This is a genomic window from Pseudophaeobacter sp. C1-32P7 (assembly GCF_041008775.1).
GTDB classification, from domain to species: domain Bacteria; phylum Pseudomonadota; class Alphaproteobacteria; order Rhodobacterales; family Rhodobacteraceae; genus Phycobacter; species Phycobacter gallaeciensis_A.
In genome coordinates, this window is record NZ_JAXGFR010000001.1 from 346,879 (window position 1) to 360,079 (window position 13,201).

Consider the following 13,201-nt stretch of genomic DNA (forward strand, 5'->3'; position numbering starts at 1 on the left):
GCGTTACGAAATAATATTTCCGAAACAAGCCGCACTTTGAACACTTACGTCTCTTTGGCGGATTAACGCATTCCTGCGCAAACAGAGATAGCCGGCCGCCGAAGGCAATCCGCCAATAGAAAACGGGCCCCAAATGGGGCCCGCTGTCCTTCTTCAATTAAGACCGCGCCTTACTCTGCCGCTTCGGCGTAGTCCTCCAGCGGCGGGCAGGTGCAGATCAGATGGCGGTCACCATAGACGTTGTCGACCCGGTTGACCGGTGGCCAGTATTTGTCGACGCGGAAGGCGCCCGGCGGGAAGCAGCCCTGTTCGCGGCTGTAGGGACGGTCCCAATCCTTGACCAGATCCTCCATCGTGTGCGGCGCGTGTTTCAGCGGGTTGTTCTCCCCGTCGATACGGCCTTCCTCGATGTCGCGGATCTCTTCGCGGATCGACAGCATGGCCTCACAGAACCGGTCCAGTTCGGCTTTGGTTTCGGATTCCGTCGGCTCCACCATCAGGGTACCTGCCACCGGCCAGCTCATGGTCGGGGCGTGAAAACCGCTGTCCATCAGACGTTTGGCAACATCGTCCACGGTGACATGAGCACTGTCCGCATAGGGACGCGTGTCCAGGATGCACTCATGCGCGACGCGGCCCGAGGGTCCCTTATACAGGACGTCATAAGCCCCTTCGAGCCGCTTGGCGATGTAGTTGGCGTTGAGGATCGCAACCCGGGTTGCCTGGGTCAGACCGGCGCCCCCCATCATCAGGCAATAGGCCCAGCTGATGGTCAAGATCGAGGCCGACCCGAAAGGCGCACCCGACACCGGACCTTCTTCGCCGCCGGTTTCGGGATGGCCCGGAAGGTGCGAGACCAGGTGCGATTTCACACCGATCGGTCCCATGCCGGGGCCGCCGCCGCCATGCGGGATGGCAAAGGTCTTGTGCAGGTTCAGGTGGCTGACATCGCCGCCCAGATCACCGGGACGGGACAGGCCGACCATGGCGTTCATATTGGCGCCGTCGATATAGACCTGACCGCCCAGATCATGGGTGATCTTGCAGACTTCATGCACGGTTTCCTCGAACACGCCATGGGTCGAGGGATAGGTAATCATGCAGCCCGCAAGGTTGTCGCGGTGCTTTTCAGCCTTGGCCCGGAAATCGTCGAGGTCGATATCGCCATTCTCGGCCGATTTCACCACCACGACCTTCCATCCGACCATCTGCGCCGAGGCCGGGTTGGTGCCATGCGCGGAGACGGGGATCAGGCAGATGTTGCGGTGCCCTTCGCCGCGCGCCCGGTGGTAGGCTGCAATGGTCAGAAGACCGGCGTATTCGCCCTGCGCCCCGGAGTTCGGCTGCATCGAAATCGCGTCATAACCGGTGATCTGACACAGTTTGTCGGACAGATCCGTCACCATCTCGCCATAGCCTTCGGTCTGATCAGCCGGGGCAAAGGGGTGGATATGGGCGAACTCGGGCCAGCTGAGCGGCATCATTTCGGCTGCAGCATTCAGCTTCATGGTGCAGGAACCCAGCGGGATCATCGCCCGGTCCAGCGCCAGATCGCGATCCGCAAGACGACGCATGTAGCGCATCATCTCAGTCTCAGCCCGGTTCATGTGGAAGATCGGATGGGTCAGGTAGTCCGAGGTCCGATGCAGGTTCTCTGGCACCCGGTATTCCGGGGTGAAATCGTCATCCTTGCGGACAATCCCAAAGGCGCGCCAGACGGCTTCGATGGTTTCCGGACGGGTGGTTTCATCCAGCGTGATGCCAACCCGGGTCTCACCAACGCGGCGCAGGTTGATACCTTCGTCGACCGCGGATTTCAGGACTGCCGCCTGCAACGGGCCCACATCGACGGTGATGGTGTCAAAGAACACCTTGGGATCGACCTTGAAGTTCGCCTCTTCCAGCCCTTTGGCCAGACGTACGGTCTTGCGGTGGATACGCTGCGCAATCGCCTTCAGCCCCTTGGGACCATGGAAGACGCCATACATCGAGGCCATCACAGCCAGCAGCGCCTGCGCGGTACAAACGTTCGAGGTCGCCTTTTCGCGGCGGATGTGCTGTTCGCGGGTCTGCAGCGACAGGCGGTATGCCTTGTTGCCATGGGCATCGACCGAGACGCCGACGATCCGGCCCGGCATCGCGCGCTTGTAGGCGTCCTTGGTCGCCATATAGGCCGCGTGCGGCCCGCCTGCCCCCATCGGCACGCCAAACCGCTGGGTCGAGCCGACAGCGATATCGGCGCCCATGGCACCGGGCTCTTTCAGCAGCGTCAGCGCCAGCGGGTCGGCAGTGACCACGGCAATTGCCTTGTGCGCGTGCAGCTTTTCGATATGGGGGGTGAAATCGGTCACGTGACCATAGGTGCCGGGATACTGGAAGATGGCGCCAAACACCTGCTCGGGGTCCATCTTCTCCGGATTGCCGACGATCACCTCGATCCCAAGCGGTTCGGCGCGGGTCTTGATCACGGCGATGTTCTGCGGGTGGCAGTCGCGGTCGACGAAAAACGCCTTGGCCTTGGATTTGGCAACCCGCTGCGCCATGGTCATCGCTTCGGCGGCGGCGGTGGCTTCATCCAGAAGCGAGGCATTCGCAATTTCCAGACCGGTCAGATCGGAAATCATCGTCTGGAAATTCAACAGCGCCTCAAGCCGACCCTGCGAGATTTCCGGCTGATAGGGGGTGTAGGCCGTGTACCAGGCCGGGTTTTCCAGAATGTTGCGCTGGATCGCGGGCGGGGTCACCGTGCCATGATAGCCCTGCCCGATCAGCGAGGTCATCACCTTGTTCTTTTGTGCGACTTCGCGCATGTGGAACAGCAGCTCGCGCTCGGACAGCGGGCGACCAAAATCCAGCGCAGCCTTTTGCCGAATCGACGCCGGAACGGTGTCGTCGATCAGCGCATCCAGACTGTCGGCGCCCACGACGCGCAGCATCTCGTCCATCTCCTCGGGAGACGGGCCGATGTGGCGGCGGTTGGCAAAGTCATACGGCAGGTAGTCCGTCGGTTCAAAAGACATGAGGCACCCCTTCAGGTTCATGTTTCAGGCACAACCCTATCATTCGGGCAGGCCCGTTCGCACAGCGCAGTGGTTCCCCGCCCCCGGATCTGGCGGCGGGGAATGAGAAATCAGCCGATGAACGCCTTGTAACCGGCTTCGTCCATGTAATCGTCCATCGGAGACAGATCGGACGGTTTGATCTTGAAGAACCAGGCTTCGCCTTCGGGGTCTTCGTTGACCTTGCCCGGCTCATCCGCGATGGCTTCGTTGATCTCGACTATCTCGCCGTCCAGCGGCGACAGGATGTCCGAGGCGGCCTTGACGGATTCGATCACCACGATCTCTTCGTCCTTGGTCACTTCGCTGCCGACCTCGGGCAGTTCGACGAACACCACATCGCCCAACTGTTCAGCCGCATGGGCGGTGATGCCCACGGTGATGATCTCGCCTTCGGCCTGCAGCCACTCGTGTTCTTCGGTATATTTCATGTCCACTTTCCCTTTGAACAAACGCGCCTGTTTTTCTGTTTCAGCGCTTGAAGTTGGCCGCCACGAAAGGCAGCGTTGCAACGGTGACGGGGGCGCGTTTGCCGCGCAGCTCGCCATAGATACGGGTGCCGGGCGTGGCCATGTCCGCAGGGACATATCCCATCGCCACCGGGCCGCCCTCGGTGGGACCAAAGCCGCCAGAGGTGATCTTGCCGATGGGCGCGCCGCCCTCGGGTTCGGCAAACAGCTCCACACCTTCGCGCATCGGCGCGCGGCCTTCGGGTTTCAGGCCCACACGGCGCACAGTCGGCCCCTCTGCCATCTCGGCAAAGACATGCGCCGCGCCCGGAAAACCACCTTCGCGGTCGCCGCCCGGGCGACGCACCTTCTGGATGGCCCAAGTGAGCGAGGCCGCCGCCGGGCGGGTCTCTGCGTCAATGTCATGGCCGTAAAGGCACAGACCGCCTTCAAGGCGCAGGGAGTCCCGTGCGCCAAGGCCAATCGGCTCTACATCAGCGTGCGCCAGCAGGCGGCGGGCAAACGCTTCGGCCTGGTCTGCAGGTACGGAGATCTCATAGCCATCCTCGCCCGTGTAGCCCGAGCGGGAGACCCAGATTTCGACCCCATCTGCATCCAGCGTGGCCACATCCATGAATTTCATGTCCGCGGCGGCAGGCGCAATCGCCGAAAGAACCGCCTCGGCCGCAGGACCCTGCAGCGCCAGCAGCGCGCGGTCAGTAATGGGGGTAACAGTCACGGCCGGTTCCAGCGCCGCCTTCATGCGGGCGATATCGGCCTCTTTACAGGCAGCATTCACGACCACGAACAGGTGATCACCGCGATTGGCGAACATCAGATCGTCCTCGATGCCGCCCTGATCGTTGGTGAACAGACCATAGCGCTGGCGCCCTTCCTTGAGGCCCAGCACGTCCATCGGTACCAGCGTTTCGAATGCCTCGGCCACCGCCGCATAGCTCTCCCCGGTCAGGATCACCTGCCCCATGTGGCTGACATCAAAAAGGCCCGCCTTGGCGCGGGTGTGCTTGTGCTCGCCCATGATGCCCATGGGATACTGCACCGGCATCAGATACCCGGCAAAAGGCACCATCTTGCCACCCAGCTCTTCATGCAGGGCAAACAAAGGCGTCTTTTTCAAATCAGACGTGGTTTCATCAGACATGCGTGTCCGTCCCGTTGTCACGGCCGGTCCGATCCATCTGCTCGAATGGGTCCGGCATCCAAGTTCTGCGCAGATTTCGCCTGCACACTTCGATGCCCCCTCTGTCCCTTGCGCCTGAGATCGCTATCCCTTCGGCGCCCCGATACCTACGCCGGGGTCTCTCCAGAGTTTACTGCGCAGGCGGTCCCTGTGGCCTGAGAGTTTCCGGGGCGGTTGCTCCTTCGGCACCGGTTGGAGCGAGGTGATTCCGCTCCGCTGCGGTTCTCCCGTCTGCGCGCCCCGAAACTAACAGCGCGCCGCCCGCCGTTCAAGACGCAAACGGCAGCAATACTGTCGCTTTCAAGGAAGTTTGATGCCGATTTCAGAACAGGTTGAAATATTCGGCCTGTTCCCATTCGCTGATGGTGTTCAGGTAACGATCCCATTCGAAGCGTTTGAGATGGGACAGATACCCGGTGAAGCCCTCCCCCAGAACGCCGCTGAACAGATCGCTCCCTGCCTCGAATGCCGCCAGTGCCTCGCCCAGCGATTTCGGAAATTCCTGCGCCCCCTCACCATAGGGAGAGGTTGTGGGCAACGGCGCCTTGAGCCCCGCCGCAATTCCAGCGCCGCCCGCGATCAGCTGTGCGGCAAAGGCGTAATAGGGGTTTGCCGAACTGTCCGGCGCGCGGTTTTCGATCCGGCTCGCGGGATCGCCGGGCGCCATCAGCCCGCGCAGCATGGCGCCGCGGTTGTCGGCGCCCCACTGGATCCGGTTCGGCGCCAGCTGGAACGGCATATAGCGTTTGTAGCTGTTGACCGTCGGTGCGATCATCAGCGACGAAGCCTCCGCATGGGTCAGCAGCCCGGCGATCCAGCCCGACGCCTCGGCGCTAAGGCTGCCATCCGCCTGCGGCATGAACAGGTTGCGGCCTGTGGCGATATCCTGCAGCGACTGATGCACGTGCCAGCCGTTGGCCATCGCGTTCTCCAGCCGCGGCTTGGCCATGAAGCTAGCGTGCAATCCTTCGCGGGCACATACTTCCTTGACCATGGTACGGAACATCACCATGGCGTCCGCCTGCGTCACCGGATCGGCAGGGGCAAAGGTCAGCTCGACCTGGCTTGGCCCCATTTCAATCTCGACCGAGCGCACCTTCAGCCCCAGCCCCTGCGCGTTGCGGCGGATGAGATCCAGCACGCTTTCCATTTCGCCATAACGGGTTTCGGTCAGATACTGGTACCCCTGCGCCAGATTGCGGGTCTCAACCGGCGCGCCAGGCATGCCCGACTGACCGTGTTCGCGGGCATCGCTGGTCCGCTCAAAGACCTGAAATTCCACCTCCAGCCCCAATGTTGCAGCCATGCCCTGCACGGCCAGCCGATCCACCGCCGTCTGCAGCACGGCTTGCGAGGCAAAGGGAACCGGGCTGCCATCGCGCATCACCGGCGTGCAGAGGATCCAGGCCGAATGCGGCGACCACGGCAGTACGCGGAAAGTCTCCGGACGCGGCACCAGCAGCACATCACTCGCCCCCTGCATCAGGCTGGCAGGACTGTCATCTGCCTCGCTCCAGACGGGAAAGGCGGTGCGATGCGAGGTATCTTTCAACAGCAAAGTCGAAGGCACATTGAGCCCCGCAGAGAACAGGCTATCAAAGGCGTCGGCCACGATGGTTTTGCCACGCAGGATGCCGTGCTGATCGGCAAACAGAACCCGGACGGTTTCTATACCCTCTGACCTGACCCTTTGCAGCAGATCCGCCGCCCCAGCGCGGCATGCATCGGACAAGAGGCCAAGACGGGCCAGCTTGCCTGTGGAAATATCTTCGGCCATCTCGCCTCTTTCATCGCTATGCATCCGACCCTACCGGGGCCGGTGCTGGCTGTGGTGTTGCGTTGCTTCCGGGACGGTTCAGACGCTCGCATCCCAGGAGCACTGGCCGCGGCGCGCATCGTCTGCCTCTTCCGCCGCCTTTTGCCAATCGCCGTCCTGGGCGATTGAGTCATTGGAAATAGGCCCGAAAATGCTGCCAAGGTCCAGTCCGCCCGCCATCGGAAGATCCGCTTCGCGGCCCTCCTTGACGGCCGCAATCGCTGCCCGCAGCATACGACGGTAGCGGATGATGGCCACATCCGACTTGCCCAGATGCTCCTGCGTGCGGTCCTGAATGGCGCCCATGCTTTCAACTGCCCATTGATCGTGCACGTTGATGTCGAGCCCCATGCCCGTATAGGTCTCGCTTTCCTGCTCGGCCGGGTTATAGCCGTATTCGTTGCGCTTGTTCTTTTTCGGCGCATAGCTGGGCAGCACGTGTTCCTTGAGGCGCTGTTCGCGCATCAGCTCCTTGTTCACCGGTTTGTCGAAGCTGGTGAACATCGAATACCAATAACAATTCTCGTCATCGATCGGCACGTGCCACTGGGTGATGGTCATTTCCCGGCTCATCGGAATGCAGATCGCCTCGGGGAAGATCTGGTTGGTGACCCGCACGTGGCTGCGGCCATCCTCCATGTGGCGCAGGGCGGTGATTTTCAGCCCGTGATCGGCCTCTTCCACCTGAATTTCCGGGCGCGGATAGTCGCGCAGCAGCTTGGTCATCGGGATTTCGGTGTTGCCCGCCTTATCGCGGAACTGCTTGCCATAGCTGTCGGCGGGATCTTCATCCTGCAGGAAGCGGTGCAGGAAAGAGGCATGCGCCGGGTCGATCCCCACTTCCAGTGCCTGCAGCCAGTTGCACTCCCACAGGCCCTTGAAGGCAAAGACATGCGTATCGGGTGCCCGGAAACAGTCAAAGTTGGGGAATTCCGGCGGCTCTCCCGGCCCCATATAGGCCCAGACGATACCGTTCTTTTCGACCACCGGGTAAGACGCGGTCTGGATCTTCTCGTGCATCCGGCTGCCTTCCGGCTCACCCGGCTGCTCGACGCATTGCCCAGAACGGTTGAAATGCCAGCCATGGAAGGGGCAGCGCAGACCGTTATCCTCAAGCCGCCCATAGCACATGTCTGCGCCCCGGTGCGGACAGTGCCGCCCGATGAGGCCGAGCTTGCCTTCGGTATCGCGGAACAGCACCAGATCCTCGCCCAGCAGACGCACCGGCACCACCGGGCGCCCCTGCTGCAATTCATCCGAGAGCGCCGCAGGCTGCCAATAGCGGCGCAGCACCTCTCCGGCATCGCTCCCCTTTCCGACGCGTGTCAGACTGTCGTTGAGTTCCTGGCTGATCATGGCGGGATCCTTATTCCTGTCTGCAATAATTCGAACCGAAGGTAACAGGCTGCAACGAGTGACTTGACGAAGTTCGAAATACGCACCAATATATGTTGATACGCACAATTACTGCGCAGCCTGAGGATCGGTGTCAAGACCTGTTCCCCTTATGGCGAGCGGCTTCTTTGGGACTTCGAATGAACAAACCTCCTCAGGACCGGAACATTTCATCCAGCTTTGCCAAGGGTCTGGCCGTCATGGCGACCTTTGACGCCGAAACACCCAGCCTCACCCTAGCCGAAATCGCGCGCCGCAGCGGACAGGAGCGGGCAACTGCGCGCCGGGGGGCCCTGACACTGGTGCAAGCCGGGTATCTGCGGCAGGACGGCCGCATGCTATCGTTGACGCCGCGGGTTCTGGCGCTCGCGGGCGGTTTCCTGCAGGCCAACCAGTTCGGCCACCGGGTTCAGCCGGTGCTGAACCAGCATGCCCGCAAGCTGGAGGTCGGCATTACCCTGTGCATTCTGGATCAGGACCGGGTTCTGCTGTTGGCACAATCCACCGTCGATCAAGGACCGGTCACCTACGGCTTTACTGCGGGGGCGCATATCCCGCTGCTGCACACCAGTCTCGGACGGATGCTTCTGGCCTGCCTACCGCCCGAGGAGGCGGGCGAAGCCGTCGCGCGCGCGGATAAACCGCGCCATACGGAGCAGTCCCTGACCCACCCCGAAGACATCACCAATCAGGTCGACCTCGCCCGTCGTCAGGGCTGGTGCCTGACCGACAGCGAATTCGAACCAGGCATCCTTGGCCTTGCGGTGCCCGTCTCCGTTCCGGGACAAACTCCAATCGTGGTTGGCGCCTCCGTCCCGCGCGGAAACAACCCCGAGGCCGACACTGGCGATCTGCTGCAAGGATTACAACTCTGCGCCGCTGATCTGCGCCAGTCCAAAGCCGTGGACTGCCTCTGATCGTTGCCCGCTCGCACCCCGGGGCGCCGACTCCGGGGCATATTCAAAAATTATTGAACAATGTTTTTACCACGCCGCACCTTGGACCCGCGCGCGCATCGGCTCATAGTCGCTCCTGACGCGCGGTAACCGCCTGCCCAAACAATGCCAGGCGGGACGGTCCGCGCCCCATCAGAGCCTCACAAAGGACGGCGGCACCATGACAGAGCGCAGCTATTTCACCCCAACAGGCGGGCACCCCGGGCAGGACCAGCTGCTGACAGACCGGGCCATGTTCACCGACGCCTATGCGGTCATTCCCAAGGGCACCATGCGGGACATCGTCACCTCGGTCCTGCCGGGCTGGCAGGGCATGCGCATGTGGGTGATCGCGCGCCCGCTCAGCGGGTTTGCCGAAACCTTCTCTCAATATATCGTCGAGCTGCAACCGGGCGGCGGCTCTGACACCCCGGAAACCGATCCGGCTGCGCAGGGCAGCCTGTTTGTTACCGCTGGCCAGGTCGAGCTCAGCATCGACGGCACCGCGCATGTGCTGGAGGAAGGCGGGTTTGCCTATGTGCCCCCGGGCAGCGACTGGTCGCTGCGCAATCCCGCCGCAGACACCGCCACCTTCCACTGGATCCGCAAACAGTGGCAGTCCGCACCGGGCCTGACCGCGCCCGCCTTTTTCACCGTCAATGAAAAGGATCTGTCACCCCATATGATGCCTGGAACCGAGGGGCGCTGGGGCACCACGCGCTTCATGGATCCCGAAGACCTCTCCCATGACATGCATGTGACCATCGTTACCTTTGAACCCGGCGGCACCATTCCTTTTGCCGAAACCCATGTGATGGAGCACGGACTTTATGTGCTGGAAGGCAAGGCTGTCTACCGGCTCAATCAGGACTGGGTCGAGGTGGAAGCCGGTGATTTCATGTGGCTCCGCGCTTTCTGCCCACAGGCCTGCTATGCGGGTGGACCGGGCCGGTTCCGCTACCTGCTTTACAAGGATGTGAACCGCCATATGCCGCTCACGCCCCTTCGCTGAACGGCCGGGTCGGCGGCTTTTCCTCGGACGCCCCATTGCAAACCGCAGCCGCGACGCTAGGCTGCGAGTACGTCTTTGCCTTCAGGAGCAGTCCGATGACTTTTGCTTTTGCCCCGGCCCGCACCCTTGCCCGCCTTGTTTTCAGCCGCCGCACAACGGTTCCCACTCTGGCGCTTTGCGCGACGCTCGGCGCGGGTATGCTGACGCTGCCCCCCACACCCGCCGCGGCCGGGGAGAAGGTGCAGGGAAGTCAGGTTACAATTCTGGGCCGCACCTGGATCGTCAGCCCTGTCGGCGATGGCACCGGTCGCTACCGGGCCGAGCGGCTGAACCGCAAGCTGGAAGCCTTCCGCCCGCCTGCAATGATCAGCGCCCGTCAGGCTGCCCGCGCCTACAAGGCCGCCACCGGTTGCACCGTCCGCCGCGACAGCATGCTGCGCACGATCTCCGGCGTCTACTACGCCGATCTGGTCTGCCGGTCGCGGTAACCGCGTACCGCGACGCCGCACGGCGCCTGCCACTCGCTCCCTTTTGCCCTCCCATTCAGATATTCATCGCCCCAATCCGGACCGGCTGCGCCGCTCCATTTCCGGGGCCGGAGAACAATTCATGAAAATTGCCATCAACGGATTTGGCCGCATTGGCCGCACCATCCTGCGCCAGATCCTGACACTGCCCGGATCCGAAAGCATCCAGATCGCCCGGATCAACGATATCGCACCGCTCGATATCTGCGCCTACCTGTTCCAATACGACAGCACATTCGGCCCCTTCCCCGCGCCGGTGGAGACAGGAGAAGCCAGCCTGCACGTGATGGGGCGCACTATCCCGGTCAGCCATGCAGCGGACCTGACTGAGGTCGATCTGTCCGGTGTCGATGTGGTTCTCGAATGCACCGGCATCGCCCGAACCTCCGACGTGGCGCAACGCGGCCTGCAGGCCGGCGCGCGCAAGGTGCTGATCTCCGGCCCCTCCCCCGCCGCCGAACGCACCGTGGTTCTGGGCGCCAACGAGGATAGGCTGACAGACGCCCGCATCGTCTCCAACGCCTCCTGCACCACCAATGCCCTGGCGCCGCTGGTACGCCTGCTGGATGAGCTCGCGGGCATTGCTTCAGCCCATATGACCACGATCCACTGCTACACCAATTCGCAGCCGCTGGTAGATGCGCCCCGCGGCGATTTCGCCCGTTCTCGTGCGGCGGCAATGTCGATGGTTCCGACCACCAGCTCGGCCACTCACCTGATCGACGAGGTCCTGCCGCAGCTGAAGGGCCGGATCAGCGGCGCTGCCGTCAGGGTGCCTGCCGCCAGTGTTTCCGCCGTCGATCTGGTGGCTAGCCTTGAAACCCCGTTCAGCGAAACTGACGCCCTCAGCGCGCTGAAGAAAGCCGTCGAAGGCTCTCCGGTGCTGGGCTGGACCGATCTGCCCCTGGTTTCCTCGGATCTGCGGGCCCGGCCGGAATCACTGGTGATCGCAGCGCCGGAAACCCGGATGTGCGGCGACAGACAGATCCGTCTGTTCGGCTGGTATGACAACGAGTGGGGCTTTTCCGCGCGCATGCTGGATGTGGCCCGGCTGATGGCGCAAAGCTGACCTCATCCCCGGCCCGATCTTGGCCCCGCTCCCAAGGTCTGGGTTCGGGGTCAAGGGCAGCGCAGCTGCCGCGCCTTGGCGCGGGCTCCCCTTGAGGCCGAAACCAGTCCAATAGAATGGCGCAGGTGCCTGAAGGCAGACCTGCCCTTTAGGCACCTCTCAGCAAAAAGAAAAGCGCCGCGCGGCAGCGCGGCGCCCGGCCCAACGGGACCAGATCATCACAGGATGATCGCAGGACGGGCGGGAGAAACCCGCCAGTCCCGTAAAGCTGGCTCAGTCGTGCCCGAGGCTGCCCTGACCATGCCCCGACATGCCGCCCGAGACTTCCTCGGTGGCGCTGCCGGGCAGTTCCATGGGCAGCACCAGGTTCAGCACGATGGCGATTACCGCCGCAGGCAGTAGACCGCTGGTCATCAGGATCCGCAGCGTATCGGGCAGATACTGAACCGCACCGGGTTCCAGCTGCAGCCCCAGCCCCACCGACAGGGAGATTGCAAAGATCACCATGTTACGCCGGTTCCAGTCCACATCGGACAGCATCGAAATACCCGCTGCGACCACCATGCCGAACATGACGATGACGCCGCCCCCCAGCACCTCGATCGGAATGGTGCGGATAATGGCGCCGACCTTGGGCACCAGGCCGCAAATGATCAGAAAGATCGCGCCGCAGGTCACCACATGGCGGCTCATCACGCCGGTCATGGCGATAAGGCCGACGTTCTGGCTGAAAGATGTATTCGGCAGCCCGCCAAAGATCCCCGCAACCGCCGTGCCCAGACCATCGGCATAGGTCGCTCCGGCGATCTCTTTGTCGGTGGCCTCGCGCCCGGCGCCACCCTGAGTGATGCCGCTGACATCACCCACGGTCTCAACAGCCGAGACAAAGGCCATCAGGCAGAAACCCAGGATCGCGGCGAAGGAGAACTCGAACCCGTATTTGAACGGCACCGGCAAGGCAAAGGCCGACGCGCGCGACCAGCTGGTTCCGATGGCCTCAAAGCTCACCATGCCGACCATCAGCGCGTAGATATAGCCCACGATCAGCCCCAGAAGCACCGCCGAAACCGACAGCATGCCACGGGCAAAGAATTTCAGCCCCAAGGTGGCAAAGATCACGATCAACGCGGCCGACCAGTTCAAGAGCGAGCCGTATTCCGGCTTGCCGATGGCAGGCACGCCGCCTGCCGCGTACTGGATGCCGACCTTGACCAGCGCCAGACCAATCATCGTCACCACCAGCCCGGTCACCAGCGGCGGCAGGGCAAAACGGATCTTGCCGATCACGGTCCCGAGCAACGCATGAAACAGGCCGCCGATCAGGACACCGCCATAAAGCGCGCCCAGCGCATCGACGCCCTTGCCCGCGACCAGCGGGATCATGATCGGCAGAAAGGCAAAGCTGGTGCCCTGCACGATCGGAAGCGCGGCGCCAACCGGGCCGAGGGTGATCGTCTGCAGCAGCGTCGCCACCCCGGCAAACAGCATCGACATCTGGATCATGTACAACAGCTCGGGAAAGTCGGGCGAGTTCGAACCAAACCCGAACCCCGCCGCCCCGGCGACGATGATCGCTGGCGTCACATTGGACACGAACATCGCAAGCACATGCTGGATCCCCAGCGGTATCGCCTGGGTCAGCGGTGGCGTGTAATTCGGATCGCGCAGCTCTGCTGCCGTTCCGATGGAACCATCTGCCATTTTCATTTCCCTCTTCTGTTGGATCTGTTGGTATTTT

General features: G+C 62.6%; 10 protein-coding genes and 2 riboswitches. Of the genes, 4 read left to right on the forward strand and 6 right to left on the reverse strand.

The annotated features are described in order from the left end of the window. Window positions 1-170 precede the first annotated feature (170 nt). The 5 genes from gcvP to SM763_RS01650 form a co-directional block, all read right to left on the reverse strand. On the reverse strand, window positions 171-3,020 hold the full coding sequence (gcvP, locus tag SM763_RS01630; RefSeq protein ID WP_274827883.1) for an aminomethyl-transferring glycine dehydrogenase: 2,850 nt from the start codon (window positions 3,018-3,020) through the stop codon (window positions 171-173). Window positions 3,021-3,130: 110 nt separating this feature from the next. Continuing rightward, entirely contained in the window at window positions 3,131-3,490 is a 360-nt protein-coding gene (gene gcvH, locus SM763_RS01635) for a glycine cleavage system protein GcvH (protein WP_065273332.1), read from the reverse strand. 40 nt (window positions 3,491-3,530) lie between these two features. Next, on the reverse strand, window positions 3,531-4,670 hold the full coding sequence (gene gcvT / locus SM763_RS01640; protein WP_368997217.1) for a glycine cleavage system aminomethyltransferase GcvT: 1,140 nt from the start codon (window positions 4,668-4,670) through the stop codon (window positions 3,531-3,533). Window positions 4,671-4,769: 99 nt separating this feature from the next. Next, a riboswitch (glycine riboswitch) is annotated at window positions 4,770-4,838 on the reverse strand. A 3-nt stretch (window positions 4,839-4,841) separates the two neighbouring features. Further along, window positions 4,842-4,949, reverse strand: a riboswitch (glycine riboswitch). 82 nt (window positions 4,950-5,031) lie between these two features. Then, window positions 5,032-6,486, reverse strand: coding sequence for a glutamine synthetase family protein (locus tag SM763_RS01645; protein WP_368997219.1), 1,455 nt, complete (start codon window positions 6,484-6,486; stop codon window positions 5,032-5,034). Window positions 6,487-6,564: 78 nt separating this feature from the next. Then, the gene (locus SM763_RS01650) at window positions 6,565-7,881 is read right to left on the reverse strand and encodes a Rieske 2Fe-2S domain-containing protein (RefSeq protein ID WP_368997221.1); all 1,317 of its coding nucleotides are present in this window, start codon (window positions 7,879-7,881) and stop codon (window positions 6,565-6,567) included. Between the two features lie 179 nt (window positions 7,882-8,060). Here SM763_RS01650 and SM763_RS01655 point away from each other — a divergent pair, with 179 nt between their 5' ends. The 4 genes from SM763_RS01655 to SM763_RS01670 all read left to right on the forward strand — a co-directional run bounded on the left by SM763_RS01655 (window position 8,061) and on the right by SM763_RS01670 (window position 11,463). Next, window positions 8,061-8,837, forward strand: coding sequence for an IclR family transcriptional regulator (locus SM763_RS01655; RefSeq protein ID WP_368997223.1), 777 nt, complete (start codon window positions 8,061-8,063; stop codon window positions 8,835-8,837). Between the two features lie 199 nt (window positions 8,838-9,036). After that, complete coding sequence (locus SM763_RS01660) at window positions 9,037-9,867, forward strand: bifunctional allantoicase/(S)-ureidoglycine aminohydrolase (protein WP_368997225.1); 831 nt, start codon at window positions 9,037-9,039, stop codon at window positions 9,865-9,867. A gap of 95 nt (window positions 9,868-9,962) precedes the next feature. Then, entirely contained in the window at window positions 9,963-10,355 is a 393-nt protein-coding gene (locus SM763_RS01665; protein ID WP_274827877.1) for a hypothetical protein, read from the forward strand. Window positions 10,356-10,476: 121 nt separating this feature from the next. Then, on the forward strand, window positions 10,477-11,463 hold the full coding sequence (locus SM763_RS01670) for a type I glyceraldehyde-3-phosphate dehydrogenase (protein WP_368997226.1): 987 nt from the start codon (window positions 10,477-10,479) through the stop codon (window positions 11,461-11,463). Between the two features lie 273 nt (window positions 11,464-11,736). Here the strand turns inward: SM763_RS01670 and SM763_RS01675 are convergent, their stop codons facing one another. Beyond that, the gene (locus tag SM763_RS01675) at window positions 11,737-13,164 is read right to left on the reverse strand and encodes a uracil-xanthine permease family protein (protein ID WP_274833812.1); all 1,428 of its coding nucleotides are present in this window, start codon (window positions 13,162-13,164) and stop codon (window positions 11,737-11,739) included. Between the last annotated feature and the right edge of the window lie 37 nt (window positions 13,165-13,201).